20 protein-coding genes are annotated in these 18,554 nt (G+C 70.6%); 8 read left to right on the top strand and 12 right to left on the bottom strand.

Features of this window, described 5'->3' with window-relative positions:
* Positions 1–167: 167 nt before the first annotated feature.
* From Vgi01_RS00700 to Vgi01_RS00680, 5 genes are all read right to left on the bottom strand, one after another.
* Positions 168–863 carry an ABC transporter permease gene (locus Vgi01_RS00700; protein ID WP_204289836.1) on the bottom strand — a complete coding sequence of 232 codons (696 nt, stop codon included), beginning with the start codon at positions 861–863 and terminating at the stop codon, positions 168–170.
* A complete protein-coding gene (locus Vgi01_RS00695; protein ID WP_102659998.1) occupies positions 860–1,786 on the bottom strand; it encodes an ABC transporter ATP-binding protein in 927 nt (308 codons plus the stop codon). The genes Vgi01_RS00700 and Vgi01_RS00695 overlap by 4 nt, the downstream gene beginning before the upstream one ends.
* Entirely contained in the window at positions 1,783–2,169 is a 387-nt protein-coding gene (locus Vgi01_RS00690; protein WP_204289835.1) for a GntR family transcriptional regulator, read from the bottom strand. The genes Vgi01_RS00695 and Vgi01_RS00690 overlap by 4 nt, the downstream gene beginning before the upstream one ends.
* 163 nt (positions 2,170–2,332) lie before the next feature.
* Positions 2,333–3,370: a hypothetical protein gene (locus Vgi01_RS00685; RefSeq protein WP_102659996.1), complete on the bottom strand. Its 1,038-nt coding sequence runs from the start codon at positions 3,368–3,370 to the stop codon at positions 2,333–2,335.
* Complete coding sequence (locus Vgi01_RS00680) at positions 3,370–3,639, bottom strand: hypothetical protein (protein WP_102659995.1); 270 nt, start codon at positions 3,637–3,639, stop codon at positions 3,370–3,372. The genes Vgi01_RS00685 and Vgi01_RS00680 overlap by 1 nt, the downstream gene beginning before the upstream one ends.
* Positions 3,640–3,771: 132 nt before the next feature.
* Between Vgi01_RS00680 and Vgi01_RS00675 the strand changes: the two genes are divergently transcribed.
* Positions 3,772–4,143: a YciI family protein gene (locus tag Vgi01_RS00675; protein ID WP_102659994.1), complete on the top strand. Its 372-nt coding sequence runs from the start codon at positions 3,772–3,774 to the stop codon at positions 4,141–4,143.
* Positions 4,107–5,372, top strand: a complete 1,266-nt coding sequence (locus tag Vgi01_RS00670; RefSeq protein ID WP_239088741.1) for an RNA polymerase sigma factor — start codon at positions 4,107–4,109, stop codon at positions 5,370–5,372. Before Vgi01_RS00675 ends, Vgi01_RS00670 begins: the two co-directional genes overlap by 37 nt.
* 20 nt (positions 5,373–5,392) lie before the next feature.
* On the opposite strand, the gene Vgi01_RS00665 is transcribed toward Vgi01_RS00670, so the two are convergent.
* On the bottom strand, positions 5,393–6,202 hold the full coding sequence (locus Vgi01_RS00665) for a hypothetical protein (protein ID WP_204289834.1): 810 nt from the start codon (positions 6,200–6,202) through the stop codon (positions 5,393–5,395).
* Between the two features lie 243 nt (positions 6,203–6,445).
* Between Vgi01_RS00665 and Vgi01_RS00660 the strand changes: the two genes are divergently transcribed.
* The 3 genes from Vgi01_RS00660 (at position 6,446) to Vgi01_RS00650 (ending at position 10,012) form a co-directional block, all read left to right on the top strand.
* Positions 6,446–7,126, top strand: coding sequence for a dihydrofolate reductase family protein (locus Vgi01_RS00660; protein WP_204289833.1), 681 nt, complete (start codon positions 6,446–6,448; stop codon positions 7,124–7,126).
* A gap of 127 nt (positions 7,127–7,253) precedes the next feature.
* Positions 7,254–9,413, top strand: coding sequence for a DUF4153 domain-containing protein (locus tag Vgi01_RS00655; protein ID WP_204289832.1), 2,160 nt, complete (start codon positions 7,254–7,256; stop codon positions 9,411–9,413).
* A 14-nt stretch (positions 9,414–9,427) separates the two neighbouring features.
* The gene (locus tag Vgi01_RS00650) at positions 9,428–10,012 is read left to right on the top strand and encodes a hypothetical protein (protein WP_204289831.1); all 585 of its coding nucleotides are present in this window, start codon (positions 9,428–9,430) and stop codon (positions 10,010–10,012) included.
* Between the two features lie 2 nt (positions 10,013–10,014).
* On the opposite strand, the gene Vgi01_RS00645 is transcribed toward Vgi01_RS00650, so the two are convergent.
* Genes Vgi01_RS00645 through Vgi01_RS00635 form a run of 3 tightly spaced genes read right to left on the bottom strand, consistent with a single transcriptional unit; the run spans position 10,015 to position 12,377 of the window.
* Positions 10,015–10,791, bottom strand: a complete 777-nt coding sequence (locus Vgi01_RS00645) for a MerR family transcriptional regulator (RefSeq protein WP_102659990.1) — start codon at positions 10,789–10,791, stop codon at positions 10,015–10,017.
* 30 nt (positions 10,792–10,821) lie between these two features.
* Complete coding sequence (locus Vgi01_RS00640) at positions 10,822–11,583, bottom strand: ABC transporter permease (RefSeq protein ID WP_204289830.1); 762 nt, start codon at positions 11,581–11,583, stop codon at positions 10,822–10,824.
* Positions 11,580–12,377 (bottom strand): ABC transporter ATP-binding protein, encoded by a 798-nt coding sequence (locus Vgi01_RS00635; protein WP_204289829.1) that lies wholly within the window; start codon positions 12,375–12,377, stop codon positions 11,580–11,582. The genes Vgi01_RS00640 and Vgi01_RS00635 overlap by 4 nt, the downstream gene beginning before the upstream one ends.
* A gap of 89 nt (positions 12,378–12,466) precedes the next feature.
* Between Vgi01_RS00635 and Vgi01_RS00630 the strand changes: the two genes are divergently transcribed.
* Complete coding sequence (locus tag Vgi01_RS00630; RefSeq protein WP_204289828.1) at positions 12,467–13,306, top strand: alpha/beta fold hydrolase; 840 nt, start codon at positions 12,467–12,469, stop codon at positions 13,304–13,306.
* A gap of 46 nt (positions 13,307–13,352) precedes the next feature.
* The gene (locus tag Vgi01_RS00625) at positions 13,353–13,556 is read left to right on the top strand and encodes an SDR family oxidoreductase (RefSeq protein ID WP_233196992.1); all 204 of its coding nucleotides are present in this window, start codon (positions 13,353–13,355) and stop codon (positions 13,554–13,556) included.
* Positions 13,557–13,575: 19 nt separating this feature from the next.
* On the opposite strand, the gene Vgi01_RS00620 is transcribed toward Vgi01_RS00625, so the two are convergent.
* Positions 13,576–14,598 (bottom strand): zinc metalloprotease, encoded by a 1,023-nt coding sequence (locus Vgi01_RS00620; protein WP_204289827.1) that lies wholly within the window; start codon positions 14,596–14,598, stop codon positions 13,576–13,578.
* Positions 14,599–14,754: 156 nt separating this feature from the next.
* Between Vgi01_RS00620 and Vgi01_RS00615 the strand changes: the two genes are divergently transcribed.
* Positions 14,755–17,394, top strand: coding sequence for an ATP-binding protein (locus Vgi01_RS00615; RefSeq protein WP_204289826.1), 2,640 nt, complete (start codon positions 14,755–14,757; stop codon positions 17,392–17,394).
* A gap of 58 nt (positions 17,395–17,452) precedes the next feature.
* Here the strand turns inward: Vgi01_RS00615 and Vgi01_RS00610 are convergent, their stop codons facing one another.
* Both Vgi01_RS00610 and Vgi01_RS00605 read right to left on the bottom strand, forming a co-directional pair.
* Positions 17,453–17,737: a hypothetical protein gene (locus tag Vgi01_RS00610; RefSeq protein ID WP_204289825.1), complete on the bottom strand. Its 285-nt coding sequence runs from the start codon at positions 17,735–17,737 to the stop codon at positions 17,453–17,455.
* 192 nt (positions 17,738–17,929) lie between these two features.
* On the bottom strand, positions 17,930–18,346 hold the full coding sequence (locus Vgi01_RS00605; protein ID WP_146017620.1) for a hypothetical protein: 417 nt from the start codon (positions 18,344–18,346) through the stop codon (positions 17,930–17,932).
* Between the last annotated feature and the right edge of the window lie 208 nt (positions 18,347–18,554).

Below are 18,554 nucleotides of genomic sequence, written 5' to 3'. Positions count from 1 at the left end.
TACCCACCGTGCGGCCCCTCCCGAACCCGATCGGGAGGGGCCGCCCCCGTTGTCCTCACGGTGAGCCGTCGCGCTCTGCGGCGCAGCCGGTCGTGGTGTTAAAGGTCGTGGTGTTAAAAGGGGGCCCTTGCTCTACCGCAGGCGTTAACAAGGTGCCCTTCCTTTCATCAGGGGGTGGCGCGGCGGATGATCAGGTAGCTGACCACGGCGAGCGGCAGGGTCAGCAGGGCGGGCCAGCCGACCAGCAGGGCGGCGCCGGGCTGGTCGGCGAACCAGCCACCGATCGCCGACCACCAGCCCTGCCAGGTGACAAGCACCGCGGAGCCACCGACGGCGACCAGCGCCACCGCCGACAGGGTGAGCATGCCGTTCATCCCCCAGCGCTTGAAGACCACGGCGATGGCGATGCCGACGAAGCCCAGCAGCAGGAACGGGATCGCGAAGCCGAGGTACCGCAGGACCGGATGCTCGACCAGGAGGAACGGGATGCCGAAGAAGCGCAGGTTCACGCCCCAGCCGTCGGTGGCCTGCTCGATCACGGCCAGCAGGTAGAGAACCGCCGCGTAGACGATCGCCTGACCGACGAAGTGCAGCACGTTGCCGAGGTAGAAGCTGCGGCGGGAGACACCGAGCCCGATCGCGAACGGGAAGTCCATCGTGATGGCGCTGATGCTGGCCACGAACATCACCACGTAGATGCTCATCAGGCCGCCGGTGGTGGGCTCGAAGTCGTCCTTCTCCCCCATCGCGCTGAACAACGCCAGGTTGATGGCGAAGCTGAGCAGCAGGATCGCCCACGGCCAGCCGACCACACTGCGCCAGGCGACGAACTGCATCCGGGCGACGGTCAGGGTGCGGTTCATCGGACGGCCTCCTTGTCGGCCGCGACGGCGCTGCCGGCGTCCGCTGCGGGTCCGTTTGACGACGTGGTCAGGCGTACGACGATGTCCTGGAGCGACGAGGCGACCAGGTCCACGCCCAGTGCGCGGGCCCGCTCGTGCTCGGCCGCGCCGAAGTCACCGCGCACGGTGGCCCGGGCCGTTCCGCCGAGGCGTACCCGGTGCAGTTCGGTGCCGTTGCGGACGAATTCGTCCACCGCCGCGACCGGACCGGAGGCGGTGACCACCTGCCCGCGCAGCGCGTCGGTCTCGCTGTCCAGCAGCAGGCGACCCTGGTCGATCAGCAGGACGTGTTCGATCAGGTCGCTGACCTCGTCGATCAGGTGGGTCGAGAGCACGATGGTGCGCGGCTGTTCGGTGAAGTCGGCCAGCAGCCGGTCGTAGAAGATCTGTCGGGCCACCGCGTCGAGGCCGAGGTACGGCTCGTCGAAGAAGGTCAGCGGGGTCCGGGCGGCCAGTCCGATGACGATGCCGAGCGCGGAGAGCATGCCCCGGGAGAGCTTGCGGACGTTGCGTTGGAGCGGCAGCCGGAGGTCCTCGACCAGCTGCTGGGCGTACTCCTCGTCCCAGTTCGGGTACACCAGGGCGGCGGCCCGTAGCGCGTGCTTGACGCGCAGGTTCGACGGGTAGGTCTGACTCTCCTTGATGAAGGAGATCCGGGAGAGCACCCGCTCGTTCTCGTACGGGTGCTCACCGAAGACGGTGATCTCCCCGCTGGTGGCGAAGATCTGCGCGGTGAGCAGCTGCATCAGGGTGGTCTTGCCGGCGCCGTTGCGCCCCAGCAGGCCGTAGATCCGGTTTTCCGCGAGCGTGAAGCTGACGCGGTCCAGCGCGGTGACGTCGCCGTACCGTTTGGTGAGGTCGGTGACGGTGACCACCGGGCTCATCGGGTCTCCTCCCAATTGTCGATCATGTGTTTGAGTTCGGCCGGGTCGATGCCGAGCTTGCGTGCCTCGGCCACCAGCGGTTGCACGTACTGCCGGGCGAACTCGTCACGGCGGCGGGCGCGCAGCTTGGCGCGGGCGCCGGAGGAGACGAACATCCCGATTCCTCGCTTCTTGTAGAGCGTTCCGTCGTCGACCAGCTTGTTGACGCCCTTGGCGGCGGTCGCGGGATTGATGCGGTGGAAGGCCGCCAGCTCGTTCGTCGACGGCACCTGGCTCTCCTCGGCCAGCGTCCCGTCCAGGATCGAGCTCTCCAGCAGCTCCGCGATCTGCAGGAAGATCGGCCGGCCGTCGTCCATCACACCCGCCGCCCCGCTGCGCTCCATCGGTTGGCTGGTTCATTACTCATGTAACTAACCATGCAACCAACACGGCTCGATGTCAAGGCACGGCAGTCGTCGGCTTCCGGCCACCGGGCAGCGAAGGGGCCAGCCGCCGGGCAGCGAAAGGCCGGTGGCGCCGGGCACGCACCCGGCACCACCGGCCGGCTCAGGCGTACGGCGAGCGGGCGTACGCGGACCGCAACGCGGCCAACCCGGCGGCCTTCGGGCTCAACGTGCCCCAGCCGGAGTTGAAGTAGTTGGTCCGGGCGAGAATCGGCCCGCGCTCCGCGTTGAGCCGGGCGATCGCGGCCGGCACCGTGGCTATCCAGGCCGCCTGGTCCGGGATCTCGGCGACCCGGACCCCCCACTCGGCGACGATCACCGGTCGGGACAGCGCCACCGGACCGAGGTCGGCCACCGCCCAGTCCTTGGTGCGGCGGAACCGGGCCAGTGCGGTGTCCGAGGCGCTCGTCGCGTACACGTTCCACTGCAGGTAGTCCAGGCGCGACATCAGCGACTCCGGGTGGGTGCGCGTGAACGAGGCCCGGTCGAAGCCACCGACGCCGACCGAGAAGGTTGTTCCCGCTGGTAGCGCCTTGACCCGGAACCAGTTGACGATGTACGTCATCGCCTGCACCGCCCGGGCGTCCGACTCCGCCCAGGTGTACGCCTTACCGGCCTCGGTGGTGCCGAACTCGTGGTCGGTGTCGAGTTCGGAGGCGAGTTGGATGTTCACCCCGAAGCCCAGCGTCCGGTACTGCGACAGCGCCCGCGCGAACAGTCCGTCGCACTGGCCCGAGATCACCTGACCGTAGCCGTACGCCTTCGGCCACACGGTCCCCGGGCGCTGCTGGATGGTCATCGCCGGGGCCGGCACCGTGTAGCGCACCCCGTCCACGGTGAAGGTCTGGGATCCGGTGTCACCGGCCCCGTAGTGCTTGAGTTCCAGCACCATGTTCATCTGCACCCCGGACCGGCCGAGGGTGACCAGCCACGGCCGGTTGTAGCCGGGGAAGATGTTGCTGTCGGCGAAGCTGCGGTACTGGGTCAGCGAGCGGAAGTTGCCGCCCGACATGTCGGTCGTCGGGTCGGCGTTGCCGGACAGGTAGTAGCCACCGAGCACCGGCGGAGTGAGGCTGTAGTTGGCGGCGGCGGTGGCGGTCTGCCCGGACGAGTCACGCACCGTGACGGTGACCCGGGGCATCAGGCCACCGCCCGGTACACGGCCACGGTGCCGTTGTCCGACACCCGGGTCCAGGTACGTTTCGAGTCGTCGGTGACGGTGACGGTGAGCGGGTCGATGACGGCGTTGACCTTGGCCGGCGCGCTGCTGTTGCCCTGGGCGTCGGTGACCACGACGGTGACGGTGACGGTCTTGGTGTCGGGATCGCCGTAGGTGACGGTGAGCAGCATCTGGGCACCGGGGGCGTAGCTTGTCGCGTTGAGAGAGGCGGTCACGGTGGGAGCGGCCATGGCAGTTCCTTCCTGGCTCGGGCAGAGTCGGATGTGGCCCGCCATCCGCAGCCTCTTGACCTGCTACAACAGTGCATCGGGGCAGGCCCGGGCGTCCTGTCACCTTGCGGACACCGCAACGGAGGGTTCCACATGAAGTACCTGATGCTGATCTACGGCAACGAGCAGATCTGGGGCAGCCTGCCCGCCGGCGACCTGGCCACGCTGATCGGCGAGGTGGACGCCTTCAACGAGGAACTGCGCGCCCGCGGTGAACTGGTGGACGTGCAGGGGCTGGACGCCCCGGCCCGCTCGGTGCGGATGGCCGGCGACACCCCGGTGGTCACCGACGGGCCGTACCTGGAGGCGAAGGAGTACGTCGGCTCGTACTTCGTGGTCGACGTGGACAGTGAGCAGAGGGCTGTGGAGATCGCCCGGTCGTACCCGGGGTTGCGGTTCGCTCCCGGCGTCGGTGGCGGCATCGAGATGTGGCCGTTGATGATCCGCGACGGGGCCGACCACTGAGCCTCGACGAGGCCGCTGCCGAACTGCTGCGCCGGCTCTCCCCCCAGGTGCTCGGTGTGCTGGTCCGCCGCTACGGCGACTTCAGCGCAGCCGAGGACGCCGTGCAGGAGGCGATCGTCGCCGCTGTCGAAACGTGGCCGCGCGACGGCGTACCGGAGCATCCGGCGGCCTGGTTGCACACCGTGGCTGCCCGCCGCTACGTCGACCACGTACGGTCCGAGGTCGCCCGGGCCCGCCGCGAGCGTACGGTGCTCGACACCACCGGGCGTGACGCGCTTGTCGGGCCGCCGTCGGACGCCGATGTGCCCCGCGACGACCTGCTGGAACTCTTCCTGCTCTGCTGTCATCCGGCGTTGTCGACGAGCGCGCAGGTGGCCCTGACCCTGCGGGCCGTGGGTGGGTTGACCACGGCGGAGATCGCGGCGGCGTTCCTGGTGTCGGAGAAGACCATGAGCCAGCGGATCTTCCGGGCCAAGCAGCGGCTGCGCGAGGTGGGCGCCCGGTTCGAGTTGCCGCCGGAGGCGGAGCAGGCTGCCCGGCTGGCCGCGGTCCGCCAGGTGCTGTACCTGATCTTCAACGAGGGTTACAGCGCCAGCAGCGGCCCGCGGCTGCACCGGCCCGACCTGACCCGGCGGGCGCTGTGGCTGACCCGCCGACTGCACGACCGGCTGCCCGACGACGGGGAGACCACCGGCCTGCTCGCGCTGATGATGCTGACCGAGGCACGGTCCGCCGCGCGGGTCGGACCGGACGGCGAGTTGGTGCCGCTGACCGAGCAGGACCGTCGCCGATGGGACCGTGCGGCCATCGCCGAGGGCAGCGCGCTGGTGGAGCAGGCCCTGACCACCTCGACCCCGGGGCCGTACCAGATCCAGGCCGCGATCGCCGCCGTGCACGCCGAGGCGTCGACCACTGAGGAGACCGACTGGCCGCAGGTGCTGGCCCTGTACGAGCTGCTGGAACGCCTGGCACCCAACCCGGTGGCGACCCTGAACCGGGCCGTGGCGGTGGGCATGGTGCACGGGCCGGCCGCTGGGCTGGCCCTGTTGGCGCACCTGGAATCGGGCATCCTCGCCGGGCACCACCGGCTGCACGCCGTCCGCGCGCACCTGCTGGAGCTGGCCGGCGACCGGGCCGCCGCGGCAACGGCCTGGCGGCGGGCGGCGGAGCTCGCCGGCAGCGACCCCGAACGCCGGCACCTGCTCCGCCGGGCTGCCGCCGACACGTGACTCCGGTGGCAGTGCAGGGGTCACCAGGGCTCGGGGATGTTCACCGCCAGGCAGCGCTGGGTCCCGAGGAGAGTCTTGTAGCAGGCGGACGCCTCCAGGTTGTAGCTGTGGTCGTTGCGGTGGAAGGAGGTCGTGCCGCCGTTGAGGCAGGTGCTGCCGCTGACGGTCGTCCCGCCGGTGACCTTCCCGCTGGCGCACGCCCCCTTGGCGACGGCGGTCTTCTCCACCGTGTTCAGCGAGGAACGCAGATCCCCCGCCTGGTGGACGCCGTATCCGATGAGGCGGACGCCGGGTCGGGTGACCGTGTACTGGTACGCCGTGGAGGTGTAGTACGACCAGCTGGCCCCGGTGCCGACGGTGCGCAGCTCCGAATCGGTGGCCGAGCCGGGGATGAACAGGTAGAAACCCTTGTCGTTGGTGTTCGTTCCGTCGATCATCCGGTAGACGATCACCAACAACCCCTGGTCGTAGCTGACCGTGTTGTATGTCAGGTAGCTGCCGTTACCGCAGGTGGTGCGGTCGGCGATGTAGCCGACACCGTACGCGTAGAGCATCACCCGGGCGCAGCGTCCGTCCGCCGCGGTGTCCTCGATGGTGCCGAGCGTGGCCGAGGTGCCGGCGTTGTCGGTGGCGTAGCCGGTCAGGCGCACCCCGGGCAGTGTGCCGGAGTACTGGTAGGCGTTCGGTTGGTAGTAGCTCCACGAGGCCGACCAGCCGGCACCTGAGGGCAGTGCGAGCGCCGCCGTGGCGGGCAGCAGCGCAACAGCGAGCGTGGCGACAAGTGCGGTGGCCAGTGTGGCGGCCGACCGTCGTAGGGACAGCGTCCTCATCGGTTCCTCCGTCTTGAGAGTCACGAGCAGTGGATGTGCCACCGAATGATGACGGTCCATCCGGCGGCGCGAACGTCTCTGTCTCCAGGCAGACAACGGCGTCGCAACGAGGCGCTGAATCGACTCACCCGCAACCTGCCGGTGATTCAGATCACAGCCATGGGCGGTAGTTGGCGTCGGCTCCGCTCCGATCCATCGGCGAGCGGCACCCAGGGCGGGTGCCGCGAGACCGAGAGGAACACAATGACCAAGGTGACCGCGCAGATGTCGGTGTCGCTTGACGGCTTCTACGCCGGCCCCCGGCACGACGGCGACGGTGACTGGCTGCATTCGGCGGAGAGCCACGGCTTCTTCCGGGTGACACGCTGGGCCACCGAGGTGATGTCCTGGCGGGAACGGCAGGGCTTCGCCGGTGGCGCGCAGGACGTCAACTCCGACATCCTCGCCGAGTCGTTCGAGGCGGCCGGCGCGTACGTGATGGGTCGCCGGATGGCCGACGGCGGTGAGGTGCCGTGGGGCGACGAGCCGCCGTTCCGGGCACCGGTCTTCGTGGTCACCCACCGGCCGCGCCCGACGGTGGTGCGCAAGGGCGGCACCAGTTTCACGTACGTCACCGACGGCGTGGCCAGTGCGGTGGAGCAGGCCCGGGCCGCCGCCGGTGGCAGGGACGTGGCGGTTTCCGGGGGCGGCAGCCTGTTCCGGCAGGTCCTGCGGGCCGGTCTGCTCGATGAGTTCGAACTGCACATCGCGCCGGTGGTGCTGGGCACCGGGATGCGGCTGTTCGACGCCGACCTGGACGTGGACGAGTTCGAGGCCATCGAGCTGACCCCGGCCCGCGTCGTGTCGGCACCGCAGATCACCCACATCCGGTACGTGGTGCGCGGGCGTGCTCCCCTCACCCTCGACGACCGGGGCCGTAGCTAGGGGCGGAGTCCTCCGGCGTGGTGGCGCGTCCGGCTGGTTTGCGGCGCGGCGCCTGCTCGGCGACACGGGGCGTCGAGAATGCGCGTCCGCGCCTAGAGTGACGGCAATCGTCGTCCAAGGAGGTGCGGTGTCCGAGCCGCCACCGGTCGAGCCGTCCCCGGATGCCGTCGGGGAATCCCGCGAGGCCCCTGCCCCGACCGTCGCCGTCCCGGCGGATCCCGCCGGGACGGCACCCCGGCTGCTTGTCGTACCGTCGGTCGAGGGGCTGCCGTCCATCGTGTGGCCCGGTCCGACCGACCAACCCGCCTGGGCGATCCCGGTGCAGGTGCCGGCCGGCACCCGGGGCTACGCGATCTTCCTACCGCTGGTGCAGGAAGCCGAGGCCACGACCGCCGCCGCGCCACCCGCCGTCACCGCGGCGGCGATGCCCGCCCAGCGGACACCGACCACGACCACCCCGGTGCCCACGACTCCGACCACGACCGCCCCGGTGCCCACGACGCCGAGCACGACCACGCCGGCCGACGCCGGGCCGACGCCCACCGCGTCGCCCGCGCCGACCAGCGCGTCACCGGCCACCACCACACCGTCCACGGCAGCATCGGCTGCTGAAGCACCGCCGGACACTGCGCCAGCCGCGACAGCCTCGGCCGCCACCACCACCGGCCAGTCCCCATCCAGCCGGCCGGCGGGCGGCGGGCGGCCGGTGGCGGTGACGTCGGGTGGGCTTCCGGTCTCGTATCCGCCGCCCGGCCCCGGGTACGCCTTCCGACGGACCCCACCGCCACCGACCTTCTTCCAGCGGGTCTGGCCCGGCCCGACCACGACCGGTCACCTGGCCACCCCACTGGCCGTGCTGGTCGGCGCGCTGGGGGTGGCGGCCTTCGTGCCGTTGGGGCGCACCGGCATCGGCTGGTTCCTCGGTTGGCTGGTGCTCACCGTCGCGGTCGTCGTGGCGGTACGGCAACACACCGCCGAGCTTGCCCGTACCGAACGGTGGGTCCGGGCCGGTTGGGCCGGTGCCGCTCTGGCGCTGCTCGCCGTGCTGGCCTTCCGCAACGCCTGGTGGCTGGTGACCTTCTGCGTGCTGGGCGCACTGGGCTGCGCCGCCCTGGCCATCGTCGGTGGGCAACGGGTGCGGTCGATCCTGTTCAGCCTGGTGGCCGCACCGATCGCCGGGCTGCGCGGGCTGCCCTGGGTACGCCGGCACCTGCGCGCGCCCGGCAGCCCCGGCAGCGTACGCCGGGTGGTCGGTTCGGTGGTCGCCACCGTTGTCGTCCTCGTGGTGTTCGGCCCCCTGCTCTCCTCCGCCGACGCCGCGTTCTCGCAGGTCCTCGGCGCGCTGCTGCCCGAGATCAGTGTCAGTGGCGTGTTCCGGTGGCTGTTCCTGGCGGCCGTGGGCGGCCTGATCGCGGTGGCCGCCGTCTACACGCTCGCCGCGCCGCCGGACCTGTCCGGAGTGGACCGGCCCACCGAGCGGCGCGTCGGCCTGCTGGAATGGGCACCACCGATCGCCGCGCTGACCGCCCTGTTCGGCGGCTTCGTGGCGGTGCAGTTCACCGTGCTCTTCGGCGGGCAGCGGCACGTGCTGCGGACCACCGGCCTGAGCTACGCCGAGTACGCCCGCAGCGGCTTCTGGCAGCTGGTCGTGGTGACCGTGCTGACCCTGGCGGTGCTCGGCGGGGTGACCCGTTTCGCCCGCCGGGACCGGCACCTCGACCGGGTGCTGCTGCGGGTCCTGCTCGGCCTGCTCAGCGCCCTGACCGTGGTCATCGTGGTGTCCGCGCTGTCGCGGATGTACACGTACCAGAAGGTCTACAGCTTCACCGGCGAACGGATCTTCGTGATGGCCTTCGAGCTGCTGCTCGGCGCGGTCTTCCTGATGATCCTGGTGGCCGGCGTACGTTGGCGCGGCGGTTGGATCCCCCGGCTGGCCACGGCGCTCGCGGTGGTGCTGCTGCTCGGCCTGGCGGTGCTCAACCCCGAGGACTACGCGGCCCGGCGCAACGTCGCCCGGTACCAGGAGACCGGCCGCATCGACGCCTGGTACCTGCGCGCCCTCTCCGCCGACGCCACGCCCGCCCTGGCCGCCCTGCCCGATCCGGTACGCCGCTGCACGCTCAGCTGGATCGCCGACGACCTGGCCGAACCGGACCCGTGGTACGCCTGGAACCGGGGCCGGGACCGGGCCCGGGAGGTGCTCGACCGGCTGGGGCCCGAGGCGATCGGCAACCAGCGTGACTGCCGCCGCGCCGACCAGTTCGACCTGCCGAAGACCCGCCGCTGATGGAGGTGACACGGGTGCGGACCAGCCGAATCCTGTCGTGGTCGCTCGCCGGCTGCCTGCTCGTCACCTCGGCCGCCTGTTCGGCCGATGATGCCGGCCAGGAAGAACCGCGTCCGCCGGTGCCTGCCACGTCCCTGGCCGACCCCGACACCACCGGGTCGGGCCAGGCCGGCGACGCGGTGGTGTCGTGTTCCGCCGCTGTTGAGGCGCTGCGGGAACCACCTGATGGTTACCGCATCGTGGGTGCGGACGTCGCGGTGCCGGACCGGGAGGTGATCGAAGCCCAGGAGTCGGAGAAACCGGATCCGGCGGCCCGGCTGTTCGCCAAATGGGGACTTGTCGTACGCGTCGGTGCCGTGGTCGACCTGCGGGTCGGGCCCGGCTGGGAAGACCGGGCCCGGGTCGGCTGGGGCCGCCCGGCGGTACTAGCGGTGAGCGTTCAGGTGCAGGCCTGTGTCCCCGACGACGACCAGGCCCGGTGGCTGGCCTTCGTCGGCGGCACGTGGGTCGCGCAGCCGACCTGCCTGCCACTGACGATCCGCTCGCAGGGGCGGACGTCACAGGTACGCCTCGGCATCGGCGTTGCCTGCGACACCTGAGGTCAGCGCCCTGCCAGCGGCTCCATCCGGTTCCACCCGGCCCAGCCGCGCTCGCGCAGCAGGTCCCGTAGCCGCTGCACCCTCGGATCGGACTCCACGGCGAGCACGTCGACGAGGTCCTGTGGCAACTCGTCGGACGCCTCGTCGCGGAGGATCTCGCCGGCGCGGTACGCCTGCTCGGCCAGGCCCACCATGATGTCGGCGACTTCCGCCAGTCGTGGGTCGTCGGTGGCACCCGGCTCGTCGTCGAAGATCTCCGACAGCACCCGGTAGAGCCGGACGACCTGCGGATCGTCGAGCTGCGCGAGCTTGCCGGGCATGAACTCGGCTATCCGCTCGGGCCAGCGGGCGGCGACCAGGATCCAGCCGTCCCGTTCACCCTCCACCACCCGCTCCGACACCCCGATCTCACGGAGCCGATCAAGGTAGGCGGTGACCTCAGGCGGGAGCGTCAGCCGGTCCCCACCGACCAGTTGCGCGATCTGTCTGCGGCTGGCCTCCAGCCGCGCGATCTGGTCGCGCAGCCGCTCGTCGATGGTCCGGACCGCGTCGGCGAAGGCCGACGGGTCGGCGTCGAGCAACTCACCGATGCGGGCCAGCGGCACACCGGCGTTTGCCAGCGTACGGATCTTCACGAGGGACACGACCGCTCTGGCGCTGTAGCGCCGGTAACCGGAGGCGTCCCGGTCCGGCTCGGGCAGCAGCCCGACCTGGTGATAGTGCCGCACCGCGCGCACGGTGACACCGGCGTACGCCGCCAGTTGACCGATCGTCAGCATGCTCTGATCCTGCCCCCTGTCGCCGCCGACTCAGGCGACCCGGCGACGGTAGGTGACGACCGCGAGGACGTAGGCGACGACGAGGATGCCGACACACCAGGCGAGAGCGATCCAGATGTCGGCACCGACCGGCTGCCCGGCGAACAGGTCCCGGATCGCGTCGACGATCGCGGTCACCGGCTGATGCTCGGCGAAGGCGCGGACCGGGCCGGGCATCGACTCGGTGGGCACGAAGGCCGAGCTGACGAAGGGCAGGAACACCAGTGGGTACGCGAATCCGCTCGCGCCGTCCACGGACTTCGCGGTGAGGCCGGGAAGCACGGCGAGCCAGGTCAACGCCAGGGTGAGCAGCACCAGGATGCCGGCGACCGCGAGCCATCCCAGCACCCCCGCCCCGGTGCGGAAGCCCACCACCAGGGCGACGCCGACGACCACCGCCAGCGAGATCAGATTGGCGACCAGCGAGGTCAGGACGTGCGCCCACAGTACGGAGGAGCGGGCGATCGGCATGGACTGGAACCGTTCGACGATGCCGCCCTGCATGTCCAGGAAGAGCCGAAAGGCGGTGTAGGAGATGCCGGAGGCGATCGTGATGACCAGGATGCCGGGCAGCAGGTAGTTCACGTACGACCCGGACCCGGTCTCGATCGCGCCGCCGAAGACGTAGACGAACAGCAGCAGGAAGGCGATCGGCATGATCGCGGTGGTGATGATGGTGTCCGGGCTGCGGGCGATGTGGCGCAGTGAACGGCCCAGCAGGACCGCGGTGTCGCCGAGAAGATGCTTGTTCATCGGTCTGCCTTCTCCGTTTCGGTGCCGACGAGGGCGAGGAAGACGTCTTCCAGGCTCGGCTGCTTCTCGACGTACTCGACCTCGGGTGCGGGGAGCAGCCGCTTGAGCTCGTCGGGGGTCCCGTCGACGATGATCCGACCCTGGTGGAGGATCGCGATCCGGTCGGCGAGTTGCTCCGCCTCGTCGAGATGCTGGGTGGTGAGCAGCACTGTCGTACCGCCTCCGGCGAGTTCCCTGACGGCCTGCCACACCTCGATGCGCGCCTGCGGGTCCAGCCCGGTGGTCGGCTCGTCGAGGAAGATCACCGGCGGGCTGCCGATGAGACTCATCGCGATGTCCAGGCGGCGGCGCATGCCACCGGAGTACGTCGCCACCCGCCGGTTGGCCGCCTCGGTCAGCGAGAAGCGCCGCAGCAGGTCGTCGGCGATCGCGCCCGGATCCGCGAGATGCCGGAGTCGGGCGACCAGAACCAGGTTCTCCCGCCCGGTGAGGATCTCGTCGACGGCCGCGAACTGCCCCGTGAGACTGATCGACTCGCGTACCTGGCCGGCCTGCCCGGCGACGTCGAAGCCGTTGACCCGGGCGGTCCCCGCGTCGGCCCGCAGCAGCGTGGCCAGGATCTTCACCAGGGTGGTCTTACCTGCCCCGTTCGAGCCGAGCAGGGCGAGGATGCTGCCCCGCGCCACGTCGAGATGCACGCCGCGCAGCACCGGCAACTGCTTGAACGACTTCTCCAGATTTCGTACCCGGATCGCCGGCGCTTCGGCCTGACCGGCTGTTTGTGGAATGCTCATGACCGGCAGCATGGAGGGTTGACGCTGCGTCAGGGTCAAGCGCCGTCCGCTGCCCCCTGACAAAGGCTTTCGGCACGTACGGTCCCTGCATGCTCTTCTTCGACGGCGCTGACGGCACCCGGCTCGCCTACCACCAGGTTGGCGACGGTGTCCCGCTGATCTGCCTTCCCGGCGGCCCGATGCAGTCCTCGGCCTACCTCGGCGACCTGGGCGGGATGCCGGCCCATCGCCTGCTCGTACGCCTCGACCTGCGCGGGACCGGTGATTCGGCCATCCCGGCGGACCCGGCGACCTATCGCCTCGACCGACTCGTCGAGGACGTCGAAGCGCTCCGCGCACATCTCGGCCAGGAGCGGATCGACCTGTTGGGGCACTCGGCCGGCGGCGCTCTCGCCGTGCGGTACGCCGCCCGCCACCCCGACCGGGTCGGCCGTCTCGTGCTTGTCACCCCCAGCCCGCGCGTGGTCGACCTGGAGGTCACCGACGCCGACCGCCGTCGGGTCGCGGAACTGCGCCACGGGGAACCCTGGTTCCCTGCCGCCTTCGCCGCCTTCGAGCGGATCTGGTCGGGCGATGCCACTGCGGCCGACTGGCAGGCGATCGAGCCCTTCATGCACGGACGATGGGATGCCGACCTCCGGGCTCGGCTCGACCGAGAGGCGGGTCAGAAGAACGCGGAGGCGGCCGGCATCTACTACTCGGCCGGGGCCCTCGACCCGCATGCCACCAGAGCGGACCTCGCCCGCCTCCGGGCACCGGTGCTGCTCGTCGCCGGCGAATACGACGTCGCACTCCCCCCGAGCTGCGCGGCCGCGTACGCCGGCCTGTTTCCACAGGCTGAGGTGGCCGTGCTGCCGGCCGGCGGACACCAGCCCTGGCACGACGATCCGCAGTGGTTTCGACAGACGCTGACAGCGTTCCTGCGCTGACCGATCAGTTCCAGCGTGCGCCTGCGGCGCATCCACTGCCACCGACGTGATTTCGTCGCGGTACTCGACACGCTGCCCGGGTCGACATCCTGGTCAACGCCAGCATCGTCCACAGTCGCTGCTACAGCGCTTCATCGAGCCGGCGGAGATCGCGAACATGGTGGTCTACCTGGCCTCCCCACTGGCGTCGGCGACCACGGGTGCCGCTGTGCGGGTCGACGGCGGTTACGTCGACGCGATTCTGCCCTGACAGCCTCGGATGTCGGCGATCAGGCACCGGGGCGGCGGGCGAGGTTGCCGAGCGCCGAGCGCAGCTCGTCGGGTAGCTCCTTGACCGCGGAGAGGACCTCCACCACGCCGGTACGACGCTCGTTCTGCACGCCGGCCGCACCGGCATCGAAGGGGTACGCGCGGCGCAGTGCCTCGACGTCCCCGTCCGACAGGTCGATGCCGTTGCCGGTGGCGGCGCAGGGGTTCGGGTTCGTGCGGTAGTAGACCGCCGGAAACCGGTAGAGCATGATCGATGCCTGGTCGAACGTGCCGATCAGGGTGCCTTCGGCGGGTCGGGGGCGCAGGTTGTGGTCGACCCGATCGCGTGGCCAGCGGTTCGGGTAGCCGGCCAGCATCGTGTAGACACCCGGATACCGCCCCTCGGAGTCCGGGAGGTAGCGGCCCGACTGGTCGGTGGTCGGCAGGTAGCCCGGATCGTCCTCCCAGCGGAACTGCAGCTCGCAGCCACTGAGGGGATGCTGGTGCTCGTGCCGGAAGGCGACCGCGTGCAGGAACTCGTGCCGGACCACCCCCATCCAGTTGGCGGGGCGCTGCACCGGGAAACCGCCCAGGTTCAGTGAGCCCTGGTGGGGGCGACCACCCATCGGTTCGCCGGGCATGCCGATGGTGGCGGTGATCGCATCTCGGCCCAGCAGCGAGTTGAATCCGCGTTGGTCGAAGGAGACCCGGATGTCCGCCCGGTAATCGGCATCCGATCTGGACCAGCTGCGGTATCGGCCGGTCTCCGGGTCGAACCCGAAGTCGAAGCTGATGTTGCAGGCGTCGGTGATCTGACGGGTCGCGATCTCGATGTCACGGTGCAGCGCAGTGTCGCCGCCGAGGAAGGCCACCCGGATGCGCTCACCCACCGGCCAGCGCACCAGATCGCCGAGAAAATAGGCACGCCCCTCGGGTGCTGCCGCCGCCGCGGCGAACCACCGGTCGCGTACCTCCATGGTCGCCACCACCGAGTCGGGCAGAACGTCGAGAACCGGCTCGATGTCGTTCTCCTGGCCATACATCGGGCTCTCCTCTCACCGTGAGTACGGCAAGTGTCTGCGCCCTGGACAGCAGGTTGACGAAGTTGGACAGCGTCGACCAACCGGACAGCCGCTTTACACCGCGTCCGGTGCTGAGGAACCTATGAGTCAAAGCGAGCTCCTGGCCGGAGGTAGGCATTGGCGGAGCTGCCCCGACCGGATCTGCCCGACGGCCCCGTCCGGATCCTCTTCGACCACCTGCACGAGCTGCATCACCGCGCAGGGTGGCCCAGCCTGCGCGAGATGGCCAGAGAGGTCGGTTGCAGCCACACCACCATCTCCGCCGCCTTCTCGGAACCGCGGACACCGCGCTGGGGTCTGCTGGAGCTGGTCGTGGAAACCCTCGGCGGCGACACCGGCGAATTTCACCGCCTCTGGCTGGCCGCGAGTCGACCATCAGACAGTCCCGAGACGGGCCTGCCGCCACCCACCGCCGCGCCCCCACCGCGCCCGCCGCAGCCGGCTCCCCCACCCGTGCCACCCCGCGAACTCCCGGCCGACGTGGTCGCCTTCACCGGCCGTGACAGGCAACTGGCAGAGCTGGACGTCCTACTCGCCCGGACCGGTGCCGCACCGGCCCTCACCCTGGTCGCCATCTGTGGCACCGCAGGGGTCGGCAAGACCGCGCTCGGGGTGCACTGGGCACATCGGGTCGCCGACCACCTCCCCGACGGTCAGCTGTACGTCAACCTGCGCGGCTACGATCCCGAGCAGCCGGTACGGGCCACGGAGGCACTGGAGTCCTTTCTGCGCGTGCTGGGAGTGGCCGGCCCGGACATCCCCCACGGGCTGCCCGAACGGGCCGCCCGTTACCGCACGCTGCTGGCCGGCCGGCGGATGATCGTCCTGCTGGACAACGCCCACTCGGTGGAACAGGTCCGTGACCTGCTACCCGGCGCACCGTCCTGCGTCGTCGTGGTGACCAGCCGCGACACCATGCCGGCCCTGGTCGCCCGGCACGGCGCCACGCGCATCAACCTCGACCTGCTCGCACCCGGCGAGGCACACGCGTTGCTGGGCACGCTGATCGGCGATCGGGTGACCACAGAGCCGGCGGCAGCCGAAACCCTTGCCAGCCGGTGCGCCCGGCTACCGTTGGCCCTCCGGATCGCGGCCGAGCTGGCCGTGGCCCGGCCCTGGACCTCTCTCACCGAGCTCGCCCAGGAGCTCGACGACGAACCCCGACGGCTCGACCTGCTCGCCGCCGGGGATGACGACCACACCGCCGTACGCGCCGTCTTCTCCTGGTCGCTGCGCCACCTGAGCAAGCCCGCCGCGCACGCCTTCACCCTGCTCGGCCTGCATCCGGGTGCCGGTCTGGACCGCCGCGCGGTCGAGGCGCTCACCGACGTCGACCCCGTCACCGCCCGAAGCCTGATCGACGCGCTGCTGCGCGCCCACCTGCTCGACCAGCCCGGCGGTGACCGCTACGGCATGCACGATCTGCTGCACGCGTACGCCGCCGAGCGGGCCAGCCAACTGGACGACGGCGTCCGCAGAGCAGCATCGGACCGACTGCGCAGCTACTACCTGGCCACGACGTGGGCAGCCATGCGCACGGCGTTTCCCGGCACGGCGCCACCGGACGAGCACACCGATGCGCCCACCCCACCGATCGGGTTCGAGACCGCCGCCGCGGCCCTGACCTGGCTGGACGTCGAGCGGACCAACCTGCTGGCACTGGCCCGCACCGCAACTGACGGAGGCGGTCGGTTCAGCTGCGCGCTGTCGGCGGCCCTCGCGCCGTACCTGGACGCCCGCGCTCACTACCACGACGCCGTGGTGCTGCACGAGTTGGCCCGGGCCGCCGCCCACGTCGACGCCGATCCGCGGGCCGAGGGGCGGGCCTACGCCCGTCTGTGCACCGTGCACCGCCGGCTCGGCAACTACCGGGATGCGGTCGCACACGGTGAGCGGGCGCTGGCCATCCAACGCGAGATCGACGACCGGAGCGGCCTGGGCATCACGCTGCACCAGCTGGGTCTGGCGTACTGGCGGCTGGGGCGCTACGGCACGGCGGTGACCTGCATCGAGCAGGCCCTGGCGCACTTCCGCGAGCACGATGACCACGGTGGGGAGGCCGCCGCCGCGTACGGCCTGGGAATCGCCAAGTTCCAGCTCGGGGAGTACGCCGCCGCCCGCGCGCAGCACGAGCGTGCGCTGGACATCTTCCGGCGCATCGGCGACCGCACCGGTGAGGGCCGCACCCACAACAACCTCGGTCTGGTCGCGCAGCGGCTCGACCGACCGGCACAGGCCCGGGAACACTACGTCACGGCGCTGGGCATCGCCCGTGAGGTCGGCAACCGGACCGGCGAGGCGGTCGCACTCATCAACCTGGCCGACCTGGACGTGCAGGACGGTGAGCTGGCCGTTGCACGGCACCGCTACGAGGCAGCGCTGGTGCTCGGTCGGCACCTCGGATACCGGGTGGGGCAGGCCGACGCGCTACGCGGGCTCGGTGTGGTCCTCGGCGAGCTGGGTCAGCACGAAGAGTCAGTGGACCATCTGGTGAACGCGGTCGCCCTCTGCCAGGATCTCGGCGAACACGAGACGCAGGTCCGCGCGCTGCTCGACCTCGGTCACGCGGTCCGCCGGGCCGGACGGCCGGCCGAGGCCGCCACCCACTACCGCCTGGCACTCGTGCTCAGCAGCGAGTCCGGTGACCGGCACGCACAGGCCAGAGCGCGGGAGGCGCTCGCCGAACTGCGACCGGGCATTGACCCCGCACCGCAGCCACCAGCCACCGGCGTACCGGAGCACCGACGACCGGGATGAGCGGTAGGCCCTGCCAGACGCTAACGTCGTCTCCCCTGCCCCTGACGATCCGGCTCGACTATCGGTTACGCAGCAGTTCCCACGCAGCCGGCAGCATGGCGGCTACGACCGCCAGCCACACCAGGAAGATCACGAACTTGACGACCCCGGCCAGGAAGCCCCCCGACCTCGTCGGTCGCGGGTGGCGCTGGTGATACGTCTGGCCCATCTGATGCGCGGCGCGAAACTGTTCCGCGGCGCGCTGCGCGGCGTCGTTGCCATGCTGCATGGCTGACCGGTGCGCGTCGTGTGCCGCGCTCGCAGACTGCTGGGCGGACTGCTGCGCATTCGTCCACGGTTGCATCGATGATCGCCTCCTCCGTGATCCCGCAAGGTGCCGTGACCAACAGGATCGGCCGCGCCCAGAGGCGCTTGACGGATCGGGACAGAAGTGGACGGCAGAATTCGACGCAACTGGTCCGCCGACGCCGCCCGGACCGCATCCGGCACGTCAGCGACGGCACGCACGGAACAACAACACGGCCGTCCGCTGGCGCTACTCCTTCGCCGGCAAGCCGTCAAACCACCGCCGGGACGACGCGGGCACCAACAACAGGCCAACGAGAGCCGACGCACCCAACATCTGCAGCAGCCCTAACACATCCGTCCTGGTGATCGCGACGACACCGAACACCACGCTGGCGGTCGCGAAGACTGTTGTCCAAAACCGGGCCCGCCCGCTACCACGCCACAGGCCGTACGCCAACGCCGGCAGAAGAACTACCCCGATCAACCCGGTGGCCACGGACGGACCACCCGAAAACAGCATCGTCACCGCGAGCACGGCCGCCACAAGCAGAATCCCCGAGGCGGCGGCAACCGGCACAGGAACACGTCGCTGACCTTGCTCGATCATCGGCACATGGTAGACACCGTTCACCCGGTCCACCAGGTCGGTCGATGCCGGCCGCACCAGCCACACCTGGTTGGCCCCGGTACGCTCCAGCCCCTCTCGCCAACGGCGTCAGGAGCGGTAGACACAGCGCCTACCCGGCGTTCTTCGCCGCCCGGACGCGAGCCGACCTGCCGGCCGCCCATGTGGAGGTCCAGGTGGTGCGGAGTGGGATATCTCGGGTGGATGCCGGGGCGACGCCATGGCGGTCCGCTCGGGGGGGGCCAGG

It is taken from the genome of Micromonospora gifhornensis (assembly GCF_016863515.1).
GTDB classification, from domain to species: domain Bacteria; phylum Actinomycetota; class Actinomycetes; order Mycobacteriales; family Micromonosporaceae; genus Micromonospora; species Micromonospora gifhornensis.
Note: the sequence above shows the minus strand (reverse complement) of the source record. Positions and strands in the feature narration are given on the sequence as shown.

What these genes read in the sequence shown, in the direction of transcription:
- Vgi01_RS00700 (WP_204289836.1), bottom strand. Translation starts at nt 863, where the DNA reads ATGAACCGCACCCTGACCGTCGCCCGGATGCAGTTCGTCGCCTGGCGC.
- Vgi01_RS00695 (WP_102659998.1), bottom strand. Translation starts at nt 1,786, where the DNA reads ATGAGCCCGGTGGTCACCGTCACCGACCTCACCAAACGGTACGGCGAC.
- Vgi01_RS00690 (WP_204289835.1), bottom strand. Translation starts at nt 2,169, where the DNA reads ATGGAGCGCAGCGGGGCGGCGGGTGTGATGGACGACGGCCGGCCGATC.
- Vgi01_RS00685 (WP_102659996.1), bottom strand. Translation starts at nt 3,370, where the DNA reads ATGCCCCGGGTCACCGTCACGGTGCGTGACTCGTCCGGGCAGACCGCC.
- Vgi01_RS00680 (WP_102659995.1), bottom strand. Translation starts at nt 3,639, where the DNA reads ATGGCCGCTCCCACCGTGACCGCCTCTCTCAACGCGACAAGCTACGCC.
- Vgi01_RS00675 (WP_102659994.1), top strand. Translation starts at nt 3,772, where the DNA reads ATGAAGTACCTGATGCTGATCTACGGCAACGAGCAGATCTGGGGCAGC.
- Vgi01_RS00665 (WP_204289834.1), bottom strand. Translation starts at nt 6,202, where the DNA reads ATGAGGACGCTGTCCCTACGACGGTCGGCCGCCACACTGGCCACCGCA.
- Vgi01_RS00660 (WP_204289833.1), top strand. Translation starts at nt 6,446, where the DNA reads ATGACCAAGGTGACCGCGCAGATGTCGGTGTCGCTTGACGGCTTCTAC.
- Vgi01_RS00645 (WP_102659990.1), bottom strand. Translation starts at nt 10,791, where the DNA reads ATGCTGACGATCGGTCAACTGGCGGCGTACGCCGGTGTCACCGTGCGC.
- Vgi01_RS00640 (WP_204289830.1), bottom strand. Translation starts at nt 11,583, where the DNA reads ATGAACAAGCATCTTCTCGGCGACACCGCGGTCCTGCTGGGCCGTTCA.
- Vgi01_RS00635 (WP_204289829.1), bottom strand. Translation starts at nt 12,377, where the DNA reads ATGAGCATTCCACAAACAGCCGGTCAGGCCGAAGCGCCGGCGATCCGG.
- Vgi01_RS00630 (WP_204289828.1), top strand. Translation starts at nt 12,467, where the DNA reads ATGCTCTTCTTCGACGGCGCTGACGGCACCCGGCTCGCCTACCACCAG.
- Vgi01_RS00620 (WP_204289827.1), bottom strand. Translation starts at nt 14,598, where the DNA reads ATGTATGGCCAGGAGAACGACATCGAGCCGGTTCTCGACGTTCTGCCC.
- Vgi01_RS00610 (WP_204289825.1), bottom strand. Translation starts at nt 17,737, where the DNA reads ATGCAACCGTGGACGAATGCGCAGCAGTCCGCCCAGCAGTCTGCGAGC.